The sequence below is a fragment of the Rugamonas fusca genome, from assembly GCF_014042365.1.
Lineage (GTDB): Bacteria > Pseudomonadota > Gammaproteobacteria > Burkholderiales > Burkholderiaceae_D > Rugamonas > Rugamonas fusca.
On record NZ_JACEZS010000003.1, the window covers coordinates 52,272 to 77,133 of the forward strand.

Genomic DNA, 24,862 nt, shown 5'->3' on the forward strand with positions numbered 1-24,862 from the left:
TACCTATGTTGAGTTCGCGACGAGGTCACTGGCTGTCTTTTTTCGCAGCCGGTGTGTCCGAGTTTAACTCTTTTGGCGCCGGTTCGGATGACACGGGTGCGGAAGTTTCTCCGTCGTCAACTTTTTTCACGCCATCGCCATCGTCGTCTTCCATGGCCTGCTTCTTCTTGCGCGGCGGCTCCTCGCCATCGTAGACCTTGCTTTCGCGCCGTTGCAGGAAGCCGTCGCGCACGAATTCATAGCGATCCAGCGCCGCGTCCTCGAGCAGCGAAGAGGCATCCAGCAGATTGGCGCGCTGATCCACGGCACGCGTGGCCGTGCCGATGTTGCGCAGGTAGACCGGTTCCTTGTAGCGCCACAGGTCGCCATTGAAGTCCAGCGGCAGGGCGGCCGTGTCACGCACGGTGGAGGCGCCAAACAGCGGCAACATCAAATAGGGTCCGGACGGTACGCCCCAGTAGCCAAGCGTCTGGCCGAAATCCTCGTTGTGCTTGGGCAAGCCCGCCTGCGAGGCGAAGTCGATCAGGCCCAGCAAGCCGAAGCTGGTGTTCAGCGTAACGCGGGCCACATCCGACATGCCGGCCTCGCCCTTACCTTGCAGCAAGTTGTTGACGGCGCTCCAGACATCGGCCAGGTTGCCGAAGAAGTTGTCGATACCGGTCTGCACGAACGACGGCAGCACGGCGCGGTAGGCTGTGGCGGCCGGCTTCAGGGCCACCTGGTCGACCGTGTCGTTAAACTTGAACATGGCGCGGTTGAAGCTCTCGTACGGGTCGCGCGGGTTGGGGCCGGCGCAACCGCTGAGCAGCACGGCCGCGCCCAGCGCCAGCGTCAGCGAGCGCACGCGCCATTTACCGGGGATGGGATTCATTTGGAGGAGTCCTTTCCTTCCGCTGCCTTGCTGTAGATGAACTGGTTAATCAAGTCTTCCAGCACCGCGGCCGACTGGGTGCGGGCGATCTTGTCGCCGCCGACCAGGTTGGCGGTGTCGCCGCCCGCTTCGATGCCCACGTACTGCTCGCCCAGCAGGCCGGCCGTCAGGATCTTGGCCGAGCTATCCTTGGGGAACTTGTAGCCTTCGTCCATGTCCAGCTTGACCAGCGCCTGGTAACTCTTGTCGTCGAACTGGATCTGGCCCACCCGGCCCACCACCACGCCGGCCGCCTTGACGGGCGCTTGCGGACGCAGGCTGCCGATGTTGTCGAATTTGGCCACGATCGTATAGGTCTTGCCGAACGAGAGGGAGCTCATGTTGCCGGCCTTCAAGGCCAGGAACATCAGCGCCGCCGCGCCGATCACGATGAACAGACCTACCCACACATCCAGAGATTTACGTTGCATAACATCATCCTAAAGAATTTTTCGGGCGGCGGCGCGTGCCGCCTGCCACTGTGTTGCGTTTACCGGCGCTCAAACGGCGCCTATTTGCTGAACATCAAGGCCGTCAGCATGAAGTCCAGCCACCAGATCGCCAGCGACGACAGCACCACGGTGCGGGTGGTGGCGCGCGCCACGTCTTCCGGCGTGGGCTGCGACTCATAGCCCTGGTACAGCGCGATGAAGGTGATGGCGATGCCAAACACCACGCTCTTGAAGAAGCCGTTGAAAATGTCTTTCCAGATATCCACGCCGCCCTGCATCTGCGACCAGAACGCGCCATCGTCCACGCCGATCAGCTTCACGCCCACCAGGTAGCCGCCGAACACGCCCACGGCGCTGAAAATGGACGCCAGCAGCGGCACGGCCAGCACGCCGGCCCAGAAACGGGGCGCCAGCACGCGCTGAATGGGGTTGACGGCCATCATTTCCATGGCCGACAGTTGCTCGCCTGCCTTCATCAGGCCGATCTCGGCCGTGAGCGAGGTGCCGGCGCGGCCCGCGAACAGCAGGGCCGTAATGACGGGGCCCAGTTCGCGCGTCAAGCCCAGCGCGACGAGCAGGCCCAGCGACTGCTCGGCGCCGTATTTATTGAGTGTGTAGTAACCCTGCAAGCCCAGCACCATGCCCACGAACAAGCCGGACAGGGTGATGATGAGCATCGAATAATTGCCGATGAAATGCAGTTGCTCGACCACGAGGCGGGGCCGCTTGAGCATGCCCGGCGACAGGCCCAGCATGGCGGCGAACATGCGCGCGCCATAGCCCACGCTGGCGATCTGCTCGCGCACCGTCGCGCCCAGCCGGGCCAGCAGGTTCTCGGCGATCATGGCCGGCCTCCCAGGCCCAGGTCGTCGGCCAGCGACTTGCCGGGGTAATGGAACGGCACCGGGCCATCCGCTTCAGCGTGGACAAACTGTTTCACATAAGGATCGGTCGACACCATCATGTCGTCCGGCGTGCCGTGGGCGACGATCTTGCCCTGCGACAGGAAATACACATAATCAGCGATGGCGAAACACTCCTTGACGTCGTGCGACACGAGGATGGTGGTGGAACCGAGGGCCGTATTCAAATTGCGGATCAGGTTGGCCGTCACGCCCATGGAGATGGGGTCGAGGCCGGCGAACGGCTCATCGTACATGATCAGTTCCGGGTCCAGCGCGATGGAGCGGGCCAGCGCCACGCGGCGCGCCATGCCGCCCGAGATTTCGGCCGGCTTGAGCTTGGCCGCGTTGCGCAAGCCGACCGCGTGCAGCTTCATCAGCACCAGGTTGCGGATCAGTTCTTCCGGCAAATCCGTATGCTCGCGCAGCGGGAAGGCCACGTTCTCGAACACGGTCAAGTCCGTGAACAGGGCGCCGTGCTGGAACAGCATGCCCATTTTGCGGCGCAACAGATAGAGGTCAGCCGTCTTGAGCTGGTGCACCACCTGGCCGTGCACGGTCACCTGGCCCTTGCTGGGCCGCAACTGGCCGCCGATCAGGCGCAGGACGGTGGTCTTGCCGCTGCCCGAACCGCCCATGACGGCCACGACTTTTCCGCGCGGGAAGTCCATCTGGAGGCCCGACAGGATGGGGCGCTTACCATAGGAGAAATGCAAATCGCGGATTTCGACTAGATTGGGCACATCGGTACTCATTTTTTGGGATGCCGTATTGTAGTGCAGAAAGGTCAATCTCTGCTGGCGCCGCCCCGATTCGGGATGGCAAATGGCAGATAATACAACACTAATGAACGAAAAGTCAGCAAGTTACAATTGGAAACCAGTTTAGTTTGTTGCACTGCACCAAACCATCATGCAAAAAGCCGGAAGCGGCGGGTGAGGGCACCCGTCGGCTTCCGGCCTGGTCGCACGTAACAGCGAGCGGCTTAGCGCGGCAGCACCGACGAACCCATCAGGAATTCATCGACGGCGCGCGCGCACTGGCGGCCTTCGCGGATCGCCCACACCACCAGCGACTGGCCACGGCGCATGTCGCCGGCCGTGAACACCTTGGGCACCGAGGTCTGGTAGCAGCCGTCGCCGTCCGTGGTGGCCTTGGCATTGCCGCGGCCATCTTTTTCCACGCCGAAGGCGTCCAGGATTTGCTGCACCGGCGAGACGAAGCCCATGGCCAGCAGCACCAGGTCGGCCTTCATTTCGAATTCCGAGTTCGGCACTTCCGTCATCTTGCCGTCCTTCCACTCGACGCGGCAGGCGATCAGCTTTTCAACCTTGCCGCCCTTGCCTTCCAGGCGCTTGGTGGCCACGGCCCAGTCGCGCTCGCAGCCTTCCTCGTGCGAGGACGAGGTGCGCAGCTTGGTCGGCCAGTATGGCCACACCAGCGGCTTGTTCTCTTGCTCGGGCGGCATCGGCATCAGTTCGAACTGGGTCACGGACGCGGCGCCGTGGCGGTTCGAGGTGCCCACGCAGTCGGAACCGGTGTCGCCGCCGCCAATCACCACCACATTCTTGCCGGTGGCCTTGATCTGGTCCTTGACCTTGTCGCCCGCGTTGACCTTGTTCTGCAGCGGCAGGAAGTCCATGGCGAAGTGCACGCCCTTCAGTTCGCGGCCCGGCACGGGCAGGTCACGCGGCTGCTCGGCGCCGCCGGCCAGCACCACGGCGTCGAATTCCTTGGCCAGGTCTTCGGGGAAGATGGTTTCCTTGGCCCAGTTATTGACGTTGGCCGGGAAGTCCTTGCCCACCAGCACGCTGGTGCGGAACACCACGCCTTCCGCTTCCATCTGCTTGACGCGGCGGTCGATGTGCGACTTTTCCATCTTGAAGTCGGGGATGCCGTAGCGCAACAGGCCGCCCACGCGGTCGCTCTTTTCGAACACGGTCACGGCGTGGCCGGCGCGCGCCAGCTGCTGGGCTGCGGCCAGGCCGGCCGGGCCGGAACCGATCACGGCTACTTTCTTGCCGGTCTGCACGGCGGCCGGTTGCGGCACCACCCAGCCATGTTCCCAGCCTTCGTCGATGATCTTGTGCTCGATCGACTTGATGCCCACCGGGTCTTCGCTGATGCCCAGCGTGCAGGCGGCCTCGCATGGCGCGGGGCAGATGCGGCCCGTGAACTCGGGGAAGTTGTTGGTCGAGTGCAGCACGTCCAGCGCTTCGCGGTAGTTGCCGCGATACACCAGGTCGTTCCAGTCCGGGATGATGTTGTTGACCGGGCAGCCGTTGTTGCAGAACGGGATGCCGCAATCCATGCAGCGCGCGCCCTGGACCTTGGCTTGTTCGTTGGTCAGCGGGATGACGAATTCCGCATAGTTCTTGAGACGGGCGGCAGGCGGCAGATAGCCTTCTTCCTGACGCTGAAATTCCATGAAGCCGGTGATTTTACCCACGATAAATCCTCAAATAATGTGCTGGCGGGGGGCAGGCCGTGGCCTGCCCTCGGTCGTTATGTGCTGGTTGGCTCAGGCGGCGATCGGCTGCACGACGGACGCTTCGTTCGCCATGTCCTCGGCCATTTCGGCCAGCGCGCGCTTGTACTCGCTCGGGAACACCTTGACGAACTTGCTGCGGCCTTCGGCCCAGTTGTCCAGCAGGTAACGCGCGCGGGTGCTGCCCGTGTGCTTGAAGTGACGCTCGATCAGGCGCTTGAGGATCACTTCGTCCGCTTCCGGCTCGCCGTCGCGGTGCTGGCTGTGCCAAGTGGCGCGGTCGACGTGCTGCTCGGCCGCCGTCAGCACCGATTCCAGGCTCACCATGGCCGTGTTGCACTTGCCGGCGAAATCGCCGTCCGGGTCGTACACGTAGGCGATACCGCCCGACATGCCGGCCGCGAAGTTACGGCCCGTGGCGCCCAGCACCACCACCGTGCCGCCCGTCATGTATTCGCAACCGTGGTCGCCCAGGCCTTCCACCACGGCCGTGGCGCCGGAGTTACGCACGGCGAAACGCTCGCCGGCCACGCCGTTGAAGAAGGCTTCGCCAGCGATGGCGCCGTACAGCACGGTGTTGCCGATGATGATGTTATCGACGGCCCAGCCACGGAATTCCGTGTTCGGACGCACGATGATGCGGCCACCCGACAGCCCCTTGCCCACGTAGTCGTTGCCTTCGCCCACCAGGTCGATGGTGATGCCGTGCGCCAGGAAGGCGCAGGCCGACTGGCCAGCCGTACCTTGCAGCTGGATGTGGATGGTGTCGTCCGGCAGGCCGGCGTGGCCGTAGCGCTTGGCCACTTCGCCCGACAGCATGGTGCCGACCGTGCGGTTGACGTTGCGCACCGGCGAGATGAACGAGACGCGCTCGCCTTTCTCCAGCGCCGCCTTGGCTTGCGCGATCAGCTTGTGGTCCAGTGCCTTGTCCAGGCCGTGGTCCTGCTCTTCGGTGTGGAACACGGACTGGCCGTTCGACACTTCCGGCTGGTAGAACACGGAGCTGAAGTCCAGGCCCTTGGCCTTCCAGTGGGCGATGGCTTTCGACTTGTCGAGCAGGTCGGCGCGGCCGATCAGCTCGTCGAAGGTGCGGATGCCCAGTTGCGCCATCAGCTGGCGGGCTTCCTCGGCCACGAAGAAGAAGTAGTTGACCACGTACTCAGGCTTGCCGGAGAACTTGGCGCGCAGCACAGGATCCTGCGTGGCCACGCCCACCGGGCAGGTGTTCAGGTGGCACTTGCGCATCATGATGCAGCCTTCCACCACCAGCGGCGCCGTGGCGAAGCCGATCTCGTCGGCGCCCAGCATGGCGGCGATCACGACGTCGCGGCCGGTACGCATCTGGCCGTCGGCCTGGACGCGGATGCGGCTGCGCAGGCCGTTCAGCACCAGGGTCTGCTGCGTTTCCGCCAGACCCAGCTCCCACGGCGTGCCGGCGTGCTTGACGGACGACAGCGGCGAAGCGCCCGTGCCGCCGTCATGGCCAGCGACCACCACGTGGTCGGCCTTGGCCTTGGTGACGCCAGCGGCCACGGTGCCGATACCGACTTCAGACACCAGCTTGACCGAAATCGAGGCGCGCGGGTTGGCGTTCTTCAGGTCGTGGATCAGCTGGGCCAAATCCTCGATCGAGTAGATGTCGTGGTGCGGCGGCGGCGAGATCAGACCCACGCCCGGCACCGAGAAGCGCAGCTGGGCGATGTATTCCGACACCTTGTGGCCTGGCAGCTGGCCGCCTTCACCGGGCTTGGCGCCCTGTGCCATCTTGATCTGGATCTGGTCGGCCGAGTTCAGGTACTCGGCGGTGACGCCGAAGCGGCCCGACGCCACCTGTTTGATGCGCGAGCGCATCGAATCGCCTTCCTGCAGCGGAATGTCGACCACCACGCGGTCCTTGCCCACCACGGACGACATGGTCTCGCCCTGCTTGATCTTGATGCCCTTCAGTTCCATCGTGTAGCGCGCTGGATCTTCGCCGCCCTCACCGGTGTTGGACTTGCCGCCGATGCGGTTCATGGCCACGGCCAGGGTGGCGTGCGCCTCGGTCGAGATCGAGCCGAGCGACATGGCGCCGGTGGCGAAGCGCTTGACGATCTCCTTGGCCGGTTCCACTTCCTCCAGCGGGATCGCCTTCTTCGGATCGAGCTTGAACTCGAACAGGCCGCGCAGCGTCAGGTGGCGCTTGCTCTGGTCGTTGATGATCTGCGCATATTCCTTGTAGCTGGAATAGTTGTTGGCGCGGGTCGAGTGCTGCAGCTTGGCGATCGCGTCCGGGGTCCACAGGTGGTCTTCGCCGCGCACGCGGAACGCGTACTCGCCGCCCGCATCGAGGTGGTTGGCCAGCAGCGGATCGTCGCCAAAGGCCAGGTGGTGCAGGCGCAGCGCCTCTTCCGCCACTTCGAACACGCCGATGCCTTCCACGTTGGAGGCCGTGCCCTTGAAGTACTTGTCGACCAGCGACTTGTTGAGGCCGATGGCTTCGAAGATCTGCGCGCCGCAGTAGGACATGTAGGTCGAGATGCCCATCTTGGACATGACCTTCATCAAGCCCTTGCCGATGGCCTTGGTGTAGTTGTAGATGGCCGTGTCGCCCGACAGTTCGCCCGGCATGTCCTGCGCCAGTTCGATCAGGGTTTCCATCGCCAGGTAAGGGTGGACGGCTTCCGCGCCGTAGCCGGCCAGCAGCGCGAAGTGGTGGGTTTCGCGGGCCGAGCCGGTTTCCACCACCAGGCCGGTGGAGGCGCGCAGGCCCTTGCTCACCAGGTGCTGGTGGATGGTCGAGGTGGCCAGCAGGGCCGGGATGGCGACGCGGTCGGCGCACACGGAACGGTCCGACACGATCAGGATGTTGTGGCCCGACTTGACGGCGTCCACGGCTTCCGCGCACAGCGAGGCCAGGCAGGCTTCCACGCCATCCTTGCCCCAGGCCAGCGGGTAGCAGATGTTCAGTTCATACGACTTGAACTTGCCGCCAGTGTGGCCGCTGATGCCGCGCAGGCGGGCCATGTCGTCGAAGCCCAGGATGGGCTGCGACACTTCGAGGCGCATCGGCGGGTTGACGTTGTTGGTGTCGAGCAGGTTCGGTTTCGGGCCGATGAAGGACACCAGCGACATCACCATCGCTTCGCGGATCGGGTCGATCGGCGGGTTGGTCACTTGCGCGAACAGCTGCTTGAAGTAGTTGTACAGCGGCTTGAGCTTGTTGGACATGACGGCCAGCGGCGAGTCATTGCCCATCGAGCCGGTGGCTTCTTCGCCGGCCACGGCCATTGGCGCCATCAGGAACTTCAGGTCTTCCTGGGTGTAGCCGAACGCTTGCTGGCGGTCCAGCAGCGAAGGCACGGGCTTCTCGCCGGGGGCGGCCGCGTACTTGGCGCGGTTGTGGCCCAGCTGGCTTTCGCTCAGCTTGATCTCGTCGAGCTTGATGCGCACGGCGTTGATCCACGCCTTGTAGGGCTTGGCGTTGGCGTAGGTGTCCTTGAGTTCCTTGTCGCCGATGATGCGGCCCGCTTCCAGGTCGATCAGGAACATCTTGCCTGGCTGCAAACGCCATTTCTGGATGATCTTCGATTCAGGAATCGGCAGCACGCCCGATTCCGAGGCCATCACGACCAGGTCGTCGTCGGTGACGATGTAGCGGGCGGGACGCAGGCCATTGCGGTCCAGCGTGCCGCCGATGTAGCGGCCGTCGGTGAAGGCCATGGCGGCCGGGCCGTCCCATGGTTCCATCATGGCGGCGTGGTATTCGTAGAAGGCGCGGCGGTTGTCGTCCATCAGGCTGTGGTTTTCCCACGCTTCCGGAATCATCATCATCATGGCCTGGGCGATCGGGTAGCCGGCCATCAGCAGCAGTTCCAGCGCGTTGTCGAAGCACGCCGTGTCGGACTGGCCTTCATAGATCAGCGGGAACAGCTTCTGCAGGTCGTCGCCCAGCACGGCCGACTTCATCACGCCTTCGCGGGCGCGCATCCAGTTGAAGTTGCCCTTGACGGTGTTGATCTCGCCGTTGTGGGCGATCAGGCGGTACGGGTGGGCCAGCGGCCACTCGGGGAAGGTGTTGGTGGAGAAGCGCTGGTGCACCAGGGCCAGGGCCGACACGCAGCGCGCATCCTGCAGGTCCTTGTAGTACACGCCCACCTGGTCGGCCAGCAGCAGGCCCTTGTAGACGATGGTACGGGCCGACATCGAGGCCACGAAGAATTCCTTGCCGTGGATCAGCTTCAGGGCCTGGATCGCGTGGCCCGACGATTTGCGGATCACGTACAGTTTGCGCTCCAGCGCGTCCGTCACCATGATGTCGGCGCCGCGGCCGATGAAGATCTGGCGGATCACGGGTTCCTTGGCGCGCACGGTGGGCGACATCGGCATGTCGCAGTCGACCGGCACATTGCGCCAGCCCAGCACGACCTGGCCTTCGGCGCGCACGGCGCGTTCGATTTCCTGTTCGCAAGCGATGCGCGACGCGTTTTCCTTGGGCAGGAACACCATGCCGACGCCGTATTCGCCCGGTGGCGGCAGTTCGATGCCTTGCTTGGCCATCTCGTCGCGGTAGTACTGGTCGGGAATCTGGATCAGGATACCGGCGCCATCGCCCATCAGCGCATCGGCGCCCACGGCGCCCCGGTGATCGAGGTTCTTCAGGATCAGCAGACCCTGTTCAATGATCGAATGGCTCTTGTTGCCCTTGATGTGGGCGACGAAACCGACGCCGCAGGCGTCGTGTTCATTGGACGGATCGTACAGACCTTGGGCTTTCATGGGCTTCTCCACTGCAATTTGGAATATCGAAACCCTAGAGTAGTGCAATGCAGCAGAAAGTTCAACAATAACAATTAGGGTCAGAGTCGAATTAAAATCATAAATATCCGTTTAAAAATTAAATAGGGACAGAGTAGTGCGATCATACCAAAAAGAAAAATCGGGGACGTAACACGGTTTTTCCGAGGTGGAAAACCGTGTTACGTCCCCGATTTTTCTTGGGGGGAAAACTGTGTTACGTCCCTGGTTTTTCGAGTGCGTTGGCCGTCGTTTCGGTGGGGGGCTGCTTGAATGGCCGTCCCCGCTTGGCCGGCAGCACCTGGCGCTTCATCTTGTGCTCGAGCTCGCGCTTGTACTGGTCCGAACCCAGCGGCCAGCCCTTGAGCACGGCCCGGTTGATTTCTTCCACCTGGTCCGCCGTCAGCGCCGTCTCGCCCAGGGCAATGTAGGCCGCTTCGCGCTGGAATGGCGTGTTGCCCAGCGCCCAGTACTGCGGATGGTCGGTGATCAGCGGGTCTACTTGCTGGCCCGCGTGGTGGGCGTAGCTGGACCAGGGATAGTCGGCCGCCGCCGCCACCAGTCCGGCCCGCACCGGATTGAATTCGATATAGCGGCTGCATTGCAAGAAGAAATGCTCGGCATCGATCACCGACGTCTTGTAACGGCCATTCCACAGCGTGCCGCTGCGGCCGTATTTCTGGTTGAAGTAGGGCACGTAATAACGGCCTATCCATTGCATCATGTGGCCCAGGCCATCCTCGTCGGACGGCGTGACGAGCAGGTGCACATGGTTGGGCATGAGCACGTAGGCGTGAATGGCCACCTTGTCATTGCGGGCGGCCGTGCGCAGCCAGCCGAGGAAGGCCAGGTAATCGGCCGTGTCGTGGAACACGGGCTGGCCATTGTTGCCGCGCTGGATGACGTGGTGCGGCTGGTTGGGAATGATGAGGCGGGGCAGTCTGGCCATGGAAGAACCGGGAACAGTGAGGCCGGCGAGCGCGGCGAAAGATGTTATCTTACCCGCTCGCCGCTACTCTGTCCCCGATTATTTTTCGAAAACGAAAAATCAGCCCCACTCCGTCCCTATTTAATCAATATTCTTCCCACTCGGGCGCTGGCGCCGCTTGCTTGCCGGGCCGGACGGCCGGCAGCGCCGTGCGCGGCGCACCCGCTGCCAGCGTACGCGGCCCCACTTGGCCCGTCAGCTGGAACACGCTGACCACGTCGGCCAGCGCCGAGCTCTGGCCCTGCAGCGAGGCGGCGGCGGCGGCCGCTTCCTCCACCAGGGCCGCGTTCTGCTGGGTCACCTGGTCCATCTGGGAGATGGCGCGGTTGATCTGCTCGATACCGAGCGTCTGTTCCGTGCTGGCGGCCGTGATATCGCCGATGATATCCGTCACGCGCCGCACGTTGATGACGATTTCCTTCATCGTGCTGCCGGCCTCGTCCACGAGACGGGCGCCGGCCTCGACCTTGTCGACGGAATCGCCGATCAATTCCTTGATCTCCTTGGCGGCGGCGGCACTGCGCTGGGCCAGGTTGCGCACTTCCGAGGCGACAACGGCGAAGCCGCGCCCCTGTTCGCCGGCCCGGGCCGCTTCCACGGCCGCGTTCAGCGCCAGGATGTTGGTCTGGAAAGCGATGCCGTCGATCACGGCGATGATGTCGACGATCTTGCGCGCCGAGGCATTGATCATGCCCATGGTATCGACCACTTCCTCGACCACGGTGCCGCCCTTGACGGCCACTTCCGAGGCCGACAGCGCCAGCGTATGGGCCTGGCGCGAGCTGTCGCCGTTCTGCTTGACGGTAGCCGTCAGCTGTTCCATCGAGGATGCCGTCTGCTGCAACGAGCTGGCCTGCTGCTCGGTGCGGGCCGACAGGTCCAGGTTGCCGCTGGCGATCTGGCTGGAGGCGGTGGCGATGGTTTCCGTGCCCTGGCGCACCTGGCCGACGATGTTGACCAGGCTGGCGTTCATGTCTTTCAACGCCTGCAGCAGCATGCCCGTCTCGTCGGCGCTGCGCACGTCGATCTTGCTGTTGAGGTTGCCGGCCGCCACCGTCTGCGCCACTTGCACGGCCTTATGCAGCGGCCGCGTGATGGAGCCAGCGATCAGGTAGGCGAACCAGCTGCCCAGCACCAGGCCGCCGGCCACCAGCGCCAGCAGGAAGCGCTGGCCGTCGCGGTATTGCTGCTGAACTTGCGCCGCCAGCGTGCGGCCCACGTCGGCCTCATAGGCGCCGATCTTTTCCACGTTGGACAGATAGGCCGCGAACTGGCCTTCCAGTTTGCTGTCGACCAGCTTGCGGGTCGCCTCCTGGTCCGTCTTTTTGAGCTTGAACACGGCGTCGCGGGTGGCCGCGTAATCCTTGCGCACGGCCGCCACGGCGGCCAGCAAGGCTTTTTCCTCCGGGCTGTTGAGTGTGGGTTCCAGCTGCTTCTGGATCTCGTTTACGCGGGCCCGGGTGGCCGCCGCCTGCTGCGCCTCGGTGGGCGACTCGGCCTGGTCGGAATTGCGCGCGAAGGCGATCACGCGGATGCCGGAAATGCTGATCAGGTTATGCCATTCGGCCGTCAGGCGTTCCTTGAGCATGGCTTCGCTGACCATTTTCTCCGTCAGCCGGCCCACTTCCTGCAGGCGCCAGATGCCGGCCGCCGCCATCGCCATCATCAATACCAGCATCAGGCCAAAACCGCCGCCCAGCCGTACCCCTATCTTTAAATCGGAAATCTTCATCGCGAACTCCCCCCAGCCGTGGACAAGGCGCCCATCTGTTGTCCGGCGAACCGGTTAGATGGTGCGTGGAAAGTTCATACTACGTGATGGATAGCGGGAGAAAACTCACATATTCCCACTGGCAACAAAAATAAATGTAATTTAATTGCGCAAAAATCAAGAAAGGTTGAAGCTGGCCGACAGGCTGTAGCCTTCGCCGTAGGCGCTGCGCAGCGGCAAGTCCTGGCCCAATCCCGTGCGCGCCTTTTTGCGCAAACGATACACCAGCATGTCGACCCGGCGGCCGGCGTCGGGATCGTCGCCACCGATGCCAGCCACGATCACCTGGCGCGGCACGGGCCGGGTATTAATGGTGAGCAGGTGCAGGAAATTGCATTCCTTTTCCGTCAGCGTGATCGCCAATCCTTGCAGTTCAAGCTGGCGGGCCGATACCCGCAGCGTCCACTTGCTGGGCACGGGCACGGGGTCTTGCGGGCCCACGCGCCGGTCCAGCGCCTCGATGTGGGCGGCCAGTTCGGGGAATTTGATGGGCTTGGTCAGATAATGGTCGGCGCCCAGGCGCAGGCCGAGAATGCGATTGTCGAACGCCACGCGGCCCGTCAGCACCAGCAGGCCGATCTGCGGATACAGCTGGCGCATGCGGGGGATCACATTGAAGCCATCCTCATCGGGCAAACCCAGGTCGAGCACCACCACCCCCACCTTGCCCTGGCTGAGGGCCGACCACATCTCGCTGGCGTTGTTGGTGATGTGCACCTCGTGTTCAAGCTCAGTCAAAAACTCTGCCATTTCCTCGGCATAGTCCAGATTGTCTTCCACGATGAGTATTTGCGTCATTGATGCGCCATTCGGTCCGATGAGTGAGCAATCGTGCTCAGTTCTGCCCCGTGGCAGAGTGAACTTGCGTCGGGGAATTATCACTGCTGCCTACTGCTTGTGCAAGGCTTTTCCCGGCGGCGGCAGGGGCCGGCAACCAAATCCGACATTCCACGCCGCTTTCAGGAAGATTCTTTACGTCCAGGGTGCCACCGTGCACATCGACCACGGCCCGCGCCATGTACAGGCCCAGGCCCGAACCCGCAATGCCGGCCGCGTTGGCGCCACGGAAGGACTTGTCGCACACGCGCGCCAGGTCCGCTTGCGCGATGCCGGTGCCATGGTCGCGCACCAACAGCTCGATGCCGCCTGCCATTGCCTTTTTACCTATCAATTCTATCGCGGTATCGGGCTTTGTGTACTTAATTGCATTGTCGAGTAAAACTTCTATTGCCAGCCGCAAGCCATCGGGGTCGCAGCGTATCCACTGCGGCAAGCCGTCGCAGCGCACCGTGATGCCCGCGCGCCGGGTGCGGGCCTGGGCGGCGGCCGTCTCCAGCAGGGTTTGCGGCGACAGTTCATTGGGCTGGCGGGCGCGGCCAATGCTGGCCAGCCGCTCCGGCGACAGGTAGTCATCCACCATGGCCAGCAGGCGGTCGACGGCGCTCTGGATCTTGGTGTACCGCTTGCGGGTGGCCTCGTCATGGTGGGCGCCCGTCATTTCCAGGCGCTGGATGGCGCCGTCGATGGTGGCCAGCGGGGTGCGGAACTCGTGCGACACCATGGACGCGAATTTCTTTTGCTGCTCGGCCAGCGCGCGTTGCGCGCTCAGGTCGCGCACCACGCCCACCAGGGTGGCGGGACGGCCATCGTCGCCCAGCACCACGGTCGACTCGATCTCGACCGGCACCGGGTGGCCGTCGGCGTGCGGCTGCTCGGACTGGCGCACCACGCGCATGCGGCTGAGGTCGCCGGCCGCCAGCCGGGCCAGCCGGGCCGGCAAGTCGGCCAGCAGGGCGGCCGCCAGCGGCTGCACCGTGTCGAGCCGGTAACCGAACTGGCGCTCGGCCGCCGGGCTCAGATAGGTCAGCCGGCCGCTGGCGCAGTCGGCCATCCAGCTCACTTCGCTACTGTGCTCGAGCAGCAGCCGGTAGCGGGCCTCGTTCAGACGGGCCTCCCGCAGTGCTGTTTCGAGTTCCTGAGCTGTTTGCATGGATGAAACTACATTTATAAAGCAACATGGCGAGTATAGCCCTGTCAGCCCTAATCGACCAGCGGGGCGAAGATCTGCTGCAAGTCTTCTTGAGTTAGCGCCATCTTCTGCGATTCCCCTTCGGCCAGGATGGATTGCGCCAGGTCCGATTTCTTCTGCTGCAAGACCTGGATCTTCTCTTCCAGCGTGCCCTTGGCGATCAGCTTGTAGACGAACACGGGCTTGTCCTGGCCGATGCGCCAGGCCCGGTCCGTGGCCTGGTTTTCCGCCGCCGGGTTCCACCACGGATCGTAATGGATCACCGTGTCGGCCGCCGTCAGGTTCAGGCCGACGCCGCCGGCCTTCAGGCTGATCAGGAAGATCGGCACGGCGCCCTGCTGGAACGCGGCCACCTGGGCGCCGCGGTCCTTGGTGTCGCCCGTCAGCAAGGCGTACGGAATGTCGCGCGCCTCCAGTTCCTGCTCGATCAGCTCCAGCATGGAGGTGAACTGGGAGAACACGAGGATCTTGCGGTCTTCCTCGAGCAAGTCCTCGACCATCTGCATCAGGTCGGCCAGCTTGGCCGAACCGGCCGTCAGCTTCTTGGCCGGCAACGACTTGACCAGACGGGGGTCGCAACACACCTGGCGCAGCTTGAGCAGCGCCTCCAGGATCACGATCTGGCTGCGCGCCACGCCCTTGCGGTCGATTTCCTCGCGCACTTTCTGGTCCATGGCCAAGCGCACGGTTTCGTACAGGTCGCGCTGGGCGCCCGTCAGTTCCACCTTGCGCACCATTTCCGTCTTGGGCGGCAATTCCTTGGCCACGCTGTCCTTGGTGCGGCGCAGCAGGAACGGCTTGATGCGGCGGTTCAGCAGGGCGCGCCGCAGCGGATCGTCCTGGCGTTCGATCGGGTGGCGGAACTGGGTGTTGAAGGTTTTCTCGTCGCCCAGCAGGCCCGGCAGCAGGAAGTGGAATTGCGACCACAGCTCGCCCAGGTGGTTTTCCAGCGGCGTGCCCGACAGGCACAGCCGGTGGCGCGCGCGCAACAGGCCGGCGCTCTGGGCCGCCTTGCTGCGGGTGTTCTTGATGTAATGCGATTCGTCCAGGATGACCAGGTGGAAATCATGCTCACGCAGTTTTTCCTCGTCACGCGGCAACAAGGCGTAGGTGGTCAGCACCAGGTCGGACTGGGCGATCTGGTCGAACTGGGCCATGCGGTCCTTGCCTTGCAGCAGCAACACGCGCAGGCCGGGCGCGAAGCGGGCCGCCTCGTCCTGCCAGTTGCCCATCAGGCTGGTGGGCGCGATCACCAGGGTGGGGGCCGTCAGCCGGCCCGCCTCTTTTTCCACCAGGATGTGGGCCAGCGTCTGCACCGTCTTGCCCAGGCCCATGTCGTCGGCCAGAATGCCGGCGAAACCGTATTCGCGCAGGAATTGCATCCAGGCCAGGCCGTCGGCCTGGTAATCGCGCAAGGTCGCCTGCAGGCCGGCCGGGGTGGCCACCCGCTTGACGGCGCCGAACTGGTTCAGGCGCGCGCCCATCTGGCGCAATTCCTCGCCGCCGGTCCAGCACAGTTCCACGTTGCGCGACAGTTCGTCGAGCCGGGCCGCGTCCAGCGTGGCCATGCGCAGCGAATTTTTGATCTTGTCGCTGAAATACAACTCACCGAGCGTGTTGAGGATGGGCTGGACCCGGCCCCACGGCAAGGCCACCCGGCTGCCGTCGGGCAGCGTGGCCAGCATCTGGTCGTGGGCCGCGTGGGCGGCCATGGTTTTCGGATTGAAATCATGGGGCGCGTTGCGGATCAGCTGCACCAGCACCGGCAGCAGCGGCACGCGCTGCTGGTTGACGACGATACCGAGCTCCAGCTCGAACCAGGCGTGGCCGCCGTCGGCGCTGTCGAGCGTCACGTCCGCGTACCAGTCGTCCACCGCCGTCATGTCGTAGCGGTAGCGGGGACTTTTCTCCACTTTCCAGCCTTGCGCCAGCAGCGTGGCCAGGCCATCGCCGGCGAAGCGTATCCAGTCGGCCTGGCCGGGCAGCAGCTGGCCGCCTTTCACGCTGCTCAGCGGCAGGGCCGTCGGCTTGCGGAACTCCATCGCTTGCAGCAGTTCCAGCGCGGCCGTCTCGGCGGCCGTGTCGCGCTGGATGATTTCCGTCACCTCGCCGCGCTGGCGCACCACGCGTTGGGACGGGTCGAACGACACCCGCTCGCCGTCGTAATCGAAGGACAGCACGGCGAAATCATGCCAGCGCTGCAAGCTGCCATCGGCCAGCATGGCCGCGTCCAGCAGCAACACGGGGCGGGGCCGCACATCCTCGCGCACGCGCTGGGGCAACGGTTGCGGCAACGGCATCAGTTGCTGCAAGCCATAGGCCAGCAACAGTTGCGACACGCGCACCTTGTCGTTGGCCGTCAACAACGGCGCCTGGGCCACCAGCGCCTGCAGTTCGGCCAACGGAATGGCGGCGCCGCCCTGGTTCAGTTGCAACACGCCGCACGACAGGTTGTCGATATACCACGGTGGGTCGGTCGGCAACATGTAGTCGATCTGGTCGGCACCGTGGTGGCGCGCGCCTGCGGGCGCCTCCACCTGCCAGCCCAGCCGCAAGCCCTTGCCTTCCTCGCGCCACACGAGGTTGGCCGGACGCAACGGCCCGGCCTTGAGCGGATACACGAGGCCATTGCCGACATCGGCCCAAGAATTGGCCCACAGCAATTTCTCCTGGTCGGACAGCATTTGCAGCAAGGCCGCGCCGATCTTGCCGCGCGGCTCGGTGGCGCTGCCCGTCTGCGACGCGGCGCCGCTGCGCATGGCCACGAAGAAGCGGATCAAGTCCTCGTCGCCGGGCGCCAGGAAGGTGGGCGGGGCCGACAACAGGGAGAACACTTCGCTCACGGGACTGGCGGCGGCCACGTCGCCATTGGGGCGCAGGCGCGCCTTGTACAGGCACAGCGCCACGTGACGCCCGCCGCTGGTGGGCGCCATCACGTAGATCAAACGGAACTGGGGCTGCTTGGGATCGGCATCGACCGGGACGGCGGGCAGCTTGGCCTTGGGATGCGCGGCCGCATCCACCCGCTGCAGCCAGGTGGCGACAGCGTACGACAATTGGGTCGCGGGCGGCGCGGGGCGTGCCGGTACGGCTGGGGCATCGGTGGCGTCGTCGCGGGTGATATCCATGGGGCGCATTAGTCTAAAAACGGTTCAAAAACTGCAACACGCAATATTATCCGCCATACCGACAATTCTGTACTGCTGTTTAGCTAAACTATCTTGCTGTACAGGCGCCGCCCCGACACCGGTACAACAGTCGGGCTAGCGGCCCCGCATCAAGAGATTCTGGAAGGTCTCCAGCCTGGACAGTTGCAAGGGGCCGTTGCCGGCAGCATTTTTCACCGTGAGCGGGACCGCGCTGTCGGTGTTGCCGCTGCCGCCCTGGCCCAGGTTGTTGTTGAAGCCATCGCCCCAGATCAGCACCGTGCCGTCGTTGCGCAACGCCAGACTGTGGTTATATCCGGCGCCCACGGCCACGATGCTGTCCAGGGCCCCGACGGAATCCGTGTTGACCACAGGAATCGGTTTCAGGCGCGCGCCGCCGGCGCTGCGGTTGGCGCCATCGCCCAGCTGGCCGTCGCTGCCTGCGCCCCAGCTCAAGACATTATCATTATTATCCAACGCCAACACGTGGCCGCCGCCAGCACTCACCATCTTGATATTGCTCAAGTTTGCGCCGCTCGCATCCTTGACGGGCACGGCCCGGTAATAGCTGCCCGCCACGGCATTCTGGCCCAGTTGCCCCTGGCTGTTGTTGCCCCAGGCGTAGACGTGGCCATCGGCCGTCAAGGCCAGCCCAAAATTGTAACCGGCCGAAATGGCCACCACATCGGTCAGCTCCGAATTATCCGATGCCAGTTTGACCGTGGCCGGCAGCGCCTCCTGGGTACTTGTCGTACCGCGCCCCGTCTCGCCGGAATTGTTCCAGCCCCAACCATACACCTTGCCGTCGGCCGCCAGCGCCAACGTGAAATCGGAACCGGCCGAGATCGCCACGATATTGTTCAGGGCCCCGGTACCGGCCGGGTTCCGGACCTGGTTCGGGTAACGCGCGCTGGCCGTGGTGCCCTGGCCCGCGTAGTAACCCCAGCTGTACACCGTGCCATCGTCGGCCAGTGCCGCCGCGTTGGCGTCGCCCACCGCCACCTGCACCACATGCTGCAGATTGCCCGAATTGGCCGGATTGCGCACCTTGACCGGCAAGTGGGTAACGGTATCGGTGTTCTCGCGCGTCATGGGTTGGCCGTCGCCCCATGCCAGCACTTCGCCATCGGCCGTCAAGCCCAGCGCGACCTGGTCGCCGGCCGACACGGCGACGATATTGCCCAGATTGCCGGTGCCGGCGGCGTCTTTCACCATCAGGGGCAGGGAACTGCCATTCAGTTTGCTGTAGGACAACCCCTGGCCCAGTACGCCCGCCGTGTTGGCGCCCCACGCCTGCACGTTGCCGGCCGCCGTGACGAGCAGGTTGTAATCACCGCTGCCGTAATGGCTGGTCACCCCATGGGTGCCGAACGGCTGGCGCTGCGGAATCACCGTCAGCTGCATGGTTGCGAGCACATTGCTGCCGCTGACCGTGATCTTCTGGGCGCCCAGGCGTTTGGCCTGGATCGTGCTGCAATCGGCCGCGACGGTCAAGGCACTGGCATCGACGGCGACGCAGCGCAAGCCCGTCGATGGCAAGGCGACGCCCTGCGCATCGGTCACGACCAGCTGGGCCGGCGTGACCAGATTCCACTGGAAGCTGTCGGCCTTGCTGGTGGCGCTGACGGACATCCTGGCCAGGGTAGCCGCCACCGTGCTGCGGTATTGCGCCGTGTCGGTGTTGCTGTCAACCGCAGTCAGCATGGCGCGTGCCGCCGCCGCCGCCGCCTGGCCCTTGTAGCCGTTCACATTGGCCGGCGTGACCATGGCGGCGGTAAAACTGGCCCCCACCGCCACCTTGTTGCGCACCGCGGCGGCATCGATCAACCCCTGCGCCGTCTGGTTGTTCAAGGCGCCGGACATGATGGACAGCGCGGCGTTGCCCCGGGTAAGCGTACCGGTATCGATGGCATCGGCCCAGAACTGCAGGCCGCTGGCCAATGGCGCGCGGTTGAAGATGCTCTGGTAGACCGCCGTCACAAAGGCCTTGCTGTCGCCACCATACAGGCGGTTCGATTCATCGCTGGTGCCGAAACTGTCGATCAGTTGCCGGACGGCCGGATTGCTGCCATAGGCCGAGGTCAGTTGGGCAATGTCGGCCGGCGCACCGGCGGCGGCCAGCGCAGCCTGGAAGTTGGCCAGGCCGCCGCTGTCGGCAGGACGGCCAAAGTAGGCCACGTAGAGCTCCTGCACGACGGTACTGTAGTCAGCGCCTGTGCCGGCGGCGCCCGCCGTGCTGAGCTGCGATAACGTTCTCGTTGGGGGTGCGCTGACGGCCGTGTCGTTGCCGCCGCCGCAAGCCGCCATCGCCGACAGCACGGCCAGGACGAGACAGGTATTTTTCGATTTCATGCGCAATCTTCCCATTTGATGCCCCAGGCAAGTCCGTGCACGCACGGCGGAGGACGGAGTTTACAATTTGCAAATATAAAGACATAACAATTCAGCGCGGAAACATACCTGAAATAGATTTATTGGTAAACAGTAAATTTGGTGTAAATAGTAATTTTTTGCCGAGTGCAGCCCGTGCACAGTCCTATTGGGCTGTCAAGACTGGCGCATTCGCCACGATTGCGTATCATTCCGGGCTTGTTAGCTTAGGAATCGTCTGCCATGTTGCCTTCCATCGAACAACGTCTTGCCCTGGAACTGGCCGCCAAGCCCGTTCAGGTCGCCGCCGCCATCGCCCTGCTGGACGAGGGCGCCACCGTGCCTTTCATCGCCCGCTACCGCAAGGAAGCCACGGGCGGGCTGGACGATACCCAGCTGCGCCTGCTCGAGGAACGGCTGCGCTACCTGCGCGAGCTGGAAGAGCGCCGCGCCGCCATCGTCGCCTCGATCACCGAGCAGAACAAGATGACGCCGGAATTACTCGATGCCGTGATGCACGCGGAAGACAAGACCCGGCTGGAAGACTTGTATCTTCCGTACAAGCAAAAACGCCGCACCAAGGCCCAGATCGCCATTGAGGCTGGCCTGGCGCCGCTGGCCGACGCCCTGCTGGCCAACCCGGAACTGACGCCTGAAATGGAAGCCAACAAGTTCCTGCGCGAACCATTCACCACGGCCGACGGCAACAATCCCGGCGTGGCCGACATCAAGGCAGCCCTCGACGGCGCGCGCCAGATCCTGATGGAACGCTTCGCCGAGGACGCCACCTTGCTGCAATCGCTGCGCGAATATGTCCTCGATCATGGCGTCGTGGAATCGAAAGTCGTTGATGGCAAACAGGAAGAGGGCGAAAAGTTCGCCGACTACTTCGATTACTCGGAAACCCTGGGCACCGTGCCCTCGCACCGCGCGCTGGCCCTGTTGCGGGGCCGCCGCGAAGGCATTCTCGATGTGACGCTGCGGCTGGACACGGAAGCGGAAAAACCGAAGTGGGACGCGCCCCACAACCCATGCGAAAGCCGCATCGCGGCCCGCTTTGGCATCAAGCAGGCCGGCCGCCCGGCCGACAAGTGGCTGGCCGACACGGCGCGCTGGACCTGGCGCGTGAAAAGCTTCATGCACCTGGAAACGGAACTGATGGGCGCGCTGCGCGAACGGGCGGAACTGGACGCGATCAACATCTTCGCCACCAACCTCAAGGCACTGCTGCTGGCCGCGCCGGCCGGCCAGCGCGCCACCATGGGCCTGGACCCTGGCCTGCGCACGGGCGTGAAAGTGGCCGTGGTGGACGCCACCGGCAAGGTGGTCGATACGGCCGTGATCTACCCGCACCAGCCCAAGAACGACTGGGAAGGATCGCTGCATACGCTGGGGAAACTGGCCGCCAAGCACAACGTGTCGCTGATTTCGATCGGCAACGGCACCGGCTCGCGCGAGACGGACAAGCTGGCGCAAGACTTGATCAAGCGCCATCCGGAGCAGAAACTGACCAAGATCGTCGTGTCCGAAGCGGGCGCCTCGGTGTATTCAGCCTCCGAATTCGCCTCGCGCGAGCTGCCAGACATGGACGTGTCGCTGCGCGGCGCCGTTTCCATCGCCCGCCGGCTGCAGGACCCGCTGGCCGAACTGGTCAAGATCGACCCCAAATCGATCGGCGTGGGCCAATACCAGCATGACGTATCGCAAACCCAGCTGGCCCGCTCGCTCGACGCCGTGGTGGAAGATTGCGTGAACGCGGTCGGGGTGGATGTGAACACGGCCTCGGCGCCGCTGCTGGCGCGCGTGTCGGGCCTGTCGGCCTCGGTGGCCCAGTCCATCGTCAGCTACCGCGACATGAAGGGCGCGTTCCCGTCGCGCGCGGCGCTGAAAGCCGTGCCGCGCCTGGGCGACAAGACGTTTGAACAGGCGGCCGGCTTCCTGCGCGTGATCGGTGGCGAGAATCCGCTCGACGCCTCGGCCGTGCACCCGGAATCGTACCCGCTGGTGGAAAAGATCCTGGGCGATATCAAGAAGGATATCCGCGCCGTGATCGGCGAGACGGCCCTGATCAAGACGCTCAGTCCCGCTAAATATGCGGACGACCAGTTCGGGGTGCCCACCGTGACCGACATCCTGAAGGAACTGGAAAAGCCGGGCCGTGATCCGCGTCCGGAATTCAGTACGGCCACGTTCAAGGAAGGCGTGGAGGAAATCCGCGACCTGCGTCCGGACATGATCCTGGAGGGGGTGGTGACCAACGTGGCCGCCTTCGGCGCCTTCGTCGACATCGGCGTGCACCAGGATGGGCTGGTGCATATCTCGGCCCTGTCCAACAACTACGTCAAGGACCCGCACACGGTGGTCAAGGCCGGCCAGGTGGTCAAGGTGAAAGTGCTGGAAGTGGACGAAAAGCGCAAGCGCATCGCCCTCACCATGCGCCTGACCGACAGCGCGCCGCAAGCGGGCGCCAACCCGCAGCAGCGCGGCGACCGCAACGATCGCAAGAGCCTGGGACAGCACCAGAAGCAAGCGGCCCGCTCGGAAGCGATCGGCGGCAGCATGGCGGCGGCGTTCGCCAAGTTGCGCGGCTAAGCGCCGGGCCGGCACGAAACATTCAGGAAAGCCACCTCCGGGTGGCTTTTTTCGCTCCGCGGCACTACCGTCCCGCGCGATCGGAAGCGGCCTCAACATGCCAGGCGTTGGCTGCCCGGCGCTTTGCATCAGGGTCATTTTCTTCAATACAGCCGCGCCCTCCCCACGTATCTTGCGCTCCGATAGCGTTAATTCACCGGAGATCCGCAACGATGAACATCCTCATTTCCATGGCCGCCTTCGCGCTGGCATCCTCCATTTCCCCCGGTCCGGTCAACATCGTCGCGCTCAGCAGCGGCGCGCGCCATGGCTTGCGGGCCAGCTTGCGCCACGTCACCGGCGCCACCGTCGGCTTCACCTTGCTGCTGCTGTTGACGGGCCTGGGCTTGCAGGCATTGCTGGCGCGCGCGCCCGCCCTGGCTCAGGCGACACAGCTGGCCGGCGCCGCCTTCCTGCTGTGGATGGCGTGGAAACTCGCCCGCGACGACGGCAAGCTGACCCTCACCGGCGACGGCAAAGGCCCGTCGCTGGTGGTGGGGGCGGCGATGCAGTGGCTCAATCCGAAAGCCTGGGTGGCGGCGGTGGCCGGCGTCAGCGCGTTCGCCGCCAATGGCGATGCGGCCCTGGTCTGGCGCTTCGCCGCCCTGTATTGCGCGGTCTGCTATGTAGCGATCGCGTGCTGGGCCTACGCTGGCACGTTCCTGCAGCGCCGCCTGGCCGATCCGGCGGGCATGCGCCGGTTCAACCGCGCGATGGCGCTGCTGCTGGCGGCCAGCGCCATCTACCTGCTGTTCAGCGGCGATATTGGCCCGGCGTCGCAGCCAGGAATTGCTTGAAGGTGCGCTGGAAATGGGCCTGGTCGGAAAAACCGGTCGCCAGCGCCACGTCGGCGATGGTCCCGCCGCCTTTGAGCAGGCCACGGGCGCGCTGGACCCGACGGTTTAACAGGTAGGCATGCGGCGTCATGCCATAGCGCTTCCTGAACGCGCGGATCAGGTAGGACGGCGACAGGTCGGCCGCGGCGCAGATGTCTTCCAGCTTGAGCGCGGCGGTGCAGTTGTCGCTGATGTATTCGGCCGCGCGTTCGAGCTTGCGGTTGGCATCGCGCTCGACGCGCGCAGCCGGATCCAAACTGGACTGTACTTGCTCGAAAAACGCCACCGACGCACACTGCCGCAACAATGGATCGGCCGCCGCGTCCGTCAGCACGTCGAAAAACCGGTTGAAGCCGTCGTAGAGCGCCGGCGCCGTGCTCATGGTCGCGGCAAACGGACGGAAATCCTGGTTGGCGCTGAAGCCCCAGCCATGCTGAAGCCGGCCCAGCCAGGCATGATCGACATACATCATCCGGTATGACCAGGGTTCGTCGGCGAACGGATTGCAGCCGTGGACGTCGCCGGGGTTCATCAGCACCACGCTGCCGGGGCCGACACCTTGTCGCTTGCCCTGGTTAATGTAGTCGGTCCGGCCGGAACGGATCACGCCGATCGAAAATGTCTCGTGCGCGTGCTTGGCGTAGCGCACCTTGCGCCCATCGACGATCGCGCGCGCTTCGATGAAAGGCAAGCTGGCGTCGCGCCAGAAGTGGTGAGCGGTGGGGGTAGGGGGAGCAGACATTCGCTAAGGATACGCCTATCCGGCGACCGGCACGCTGGCATCTGCAAAGTACGTTCAGTCGCCGCGCAACATGAACTCGATACATGACTCGGCGACCAACGGGTCACTCGACGACAGCCGGCCCACCTGCTGGCGCAGCAGACTCGCCGGCACCGCCAGCAGGTTGGGTGCGTCCATGACATATTGTTGCCGATCGACCTCAATCAGGGCCTGCGCCCCTTGTATGATGGGCCTGGTTGGCAAATAACGGTAAAGCGGATGCACCACCTGGTGCTCAGGCGAACAAAATCGCCTTGGACATCGACGTACAGGTGATGCGTCGCGGCCTTGTTCGGATTGACGTAAATGTCAAATTTCGCCATGGTCGCCCGACATCAGTTCCGGATGCCCGGCCAGGTAGCGTTGCAGTTGCTCCGCAGCAGTTCCCGCTTCCTCAACCTGACGAGCGTATTGCTCTAAAGCATCTCGGTTGTCCAGCGCCCAGTGCGTGCATCCGTCATAGCCGCCGGGCGGCACCCATCCGTCGGGCGCCTGCATGATTTGCGGCGCCGGGGGAGGCGCGGTTGCGACGACACGAACCGGGATCAATTCGAACCGGTCACCTGGATGATGAATAACGTCAAACAGCCGTTCAGCATACTTCTTGCCCAGCGATATTTGGCCGCTGGCACCAACTTCTTTCAGCATGGCTGCCTCCACATTTTCATGCGATCGTGCTGCACGGTCGGGAGCATGTCAATTTATGCCCTGCGATGCGCCCGCGGTCACACCGCACGATGATTTCAAGAGGCATCTCGCCGCCCATGCGCCGCCCCGCACCG

17 protein-coding genes are annotated in these 24,862 nt (G+C 64.2%); 2 read left to right on the forward strand and 15 right to left on the reverse strand.

The window, feature by feature from the left end; genetic code table 11:
* Window positions 1–25: 25 nt before the first annotated feature.
* From H3H36_RS05045 to H3H36_RS05100, 12 genes are all read right to left on the reverse strand, one after another.
* A complete protein-coding gene (locus H3H36_RS05045; protein ID WP_182214837.1) occupies window positions 26–871 on the reverse strand; it encodes an MlaA family lipoprotein in 846 nt (281 codons plus the stop codon).
* Window positions 868–1,341, reverse strand: coding sequence for an outer membrane lipid asymmetry maintenance protein MlaD (gene mlaD, locus H3H36_RS05050; RefSeq protein ID WP_182214839.1), 474 nt, complete (start codon window positions 1,339–1,341; stop codon window positions 868–870). Before mlaD ends, H3H36_RS05045 begins: the two co-directional genes overlap by 4 nt.
* An 80-nt stretch (window positions 1,342–1,421) precedes the next feature.
* Window positions 1,422–2,207: a lipid asymmetry maintenance ABC transporter permease subunit MlaE gene (gene mlaE / locus H3H36_RS05055; protein ID WP_182214842.1), complete on the reverse strand. Its 786-nt coding sequence runs from the start codon at window positions 2,205–2,207 to the stop codon at window positions 1,422–1,424.
* Entirely contained in the window at window positions 2,204–3,007 is an 804-nt protein-coding gene (locus H3H36_RS05060) for an ABC transporter ATP-binding protein (RefSeq protein ID WP_182214844.1), read from the reverse strand. The genes mlaE and H3H36_RS05060 overlap by 4 nt, the downstream gene beginning before the upstream one ends.
* A gap of 242 nt (window positions 3,008–3,249) precedes the next feature.
* Window positions 3,250–4,713 (reverse strand): glutamate synthase subunit beta, encoded by a 1,464-nt coding sequence (locus tag H3H36_RS05065; protein ID WP_182214847.1) that lies wholly within the window; start codon window positions 4,711–4,713, stop codon window positions 3,250–3,252.
* Window positions 4,714–4,785: 72 nt separating this feature from the next.
* Window positions 4,786–9,510 carry a glutamate synthase-related protein gene (locus H3H36_RS05070; RefSeq protein ID WP_182214849.1) on the reverse strand — a complete coding sequence of 1,575 codons (4,725 nt, stop codon included), beginning with the start codon at window positions 9,508–9,510 and terminating at the stop codon, window positions 4,786–4,788.
* Window positions 9,511–9,745: 235 nt separating this feature from the next.
* Complete coding sequence (locus H3H36_RS05075) at window positions 9,746–10,477, reverse strand: REP-associated tyrosine transposase (RefSeq protein WP_182214851.1); 732 nt, start codon at window positions 10,475–10,477, stop codon at window positions 9,746–9,748.
* A gap of 124 nt (window positions 10,478–10,601) precedes the next feature.
* Window positions 10,602–12,248, reverse strand: a complete 1,647-nt coding sequence (locus H3H36_RS05080) for a methyl-accepting chemotaxis protein (RefSeq protein WP_182214854.1) — start codon at window positions 12,246–12,248, stop codon at window positions 10,602–10,604.
* Between the two features lie 156 nt (window positions 12,249–12,404).
* Complete coding sequence (locus tag H3H36_RS05085) at window positions 12,405–13,085, reverse strand: response regulator transcription factor (RefSeq protein WP_182214856.1); 681 nt, start codon at window positions 13,083–13,085, stop codon at window positions 12,405–12,407.
* Between the two features lie 37 nt (window positions 13,086–13,122).
* Window positions 13,123–14,277: a PAS domain-containing sensor histidine kinase gene (locus tag H3H36_RS05090; protein WP_182214857.1), complete on the reverse strand. Its 1,155-nt coding sequence runs from the start codon at window positions 14,275–14,277 to the stop codon at window positions 13,123–13,125.
* Between the two features lie 50 nt (window positions 14,278–14,327).
* Window positions 14,328–17,444, reverse strand: a complete 3,117-nt coding sequence (locus H3H36_RS05095) for a DEAD/DEAH box helicase (protein WP_182214859.1) — start codon at window positions 17,442–17,444, stop codon at window positions 14,328–14,330.
* Window positions 17,445–17,579: 135 nt separating this feature from the next.
* Complete coding sequence (locus H3H36_RS05100; protein WP_182214862.1) at window positions 17,580–19,814, reverse strand: RCC1 domain-containing protein; 2,235 nt, start codon at window positions 19,812–19,814, stop codon at window positions 17,580–17,582.
* A 261-nt stretch (window positions 19,815–20,075) separates the two neighbouring features.
* On the opposite strand from H3H36_RS05100, the gene H3H36_RS05105 reads away from it, so the two are divergent.
* A complete protein-coding gene (locus tag H3H36_RS05105) occupies window positions 20,076–22,424 on the forward strand; it encodes a Tex family protein (protein ID WP_182214864.1) in 2,349 nt (782 codons plus the stop codon).
* Window positions 22,425–22,636: 212 nt separating this feature from the next.
* Entirely contained in the window at window positions 22,637–23,260 is a 624-nt protein-coding gene (locus tag H3H36_RS05110; protein ID WP_182214867.1) for a LysE family translocator, read from the forward strand.
* Here H3H36_RS05110 and H3H36_RS05115 read toward each other — a convergent pair.
* The 3 genes from H3H36_RS05115 to H3H36_RS05120 all read right to left on the reverse strand — a co-directional run bounded on the left by H3H36_RS05115 (window position 23,217) and on the right by H3H36_RS05120 (window position 24,728).
* The gene (locus tag H3H36_RS05115) at window positions 23,217–24,041 is read right to left on the reverse strand and encodes an AraC family transcriptional regulator (RefSeq protein ID WP_182214869.1); all 825 of its coding nucleotides are present in this window, start codon (window positions 24,039–24,041) and stop codon (window positions 23,217–23,219) included. The genes H3H36_RS05110 and H3H36_RS05115 overlap by 44 nt on opposite strands.
* A gap of 54 nt (window positions 24,042–24,095) precedes the next feature.
* Complete coding sequence (locus H3H36_RS27310; RefSeq protein WP_255461791.1) at window positions 24,096–24,218, reverse strand: hypothetical protein; 123 nt, start codon at window positions 24,216–24,218, stop codon at window positions 24,096–24,098.
* A 171-nt stretch (window positions 24,219–24,389) separates the two neighbouring features.
* On the reverse strand, window positions 24,390–24,728 hold the full coding sequence (locus H3H36_RS05120) for a hypothetical protein (protein WP_182214871.1): 339 nt from the start codon (window positions 24,726–24,728) through the stop codon (window positions 24,390–24,392).
* Between the last annotated feature and the right edge of the window lie 134 nt (window positions 24,729–24,862).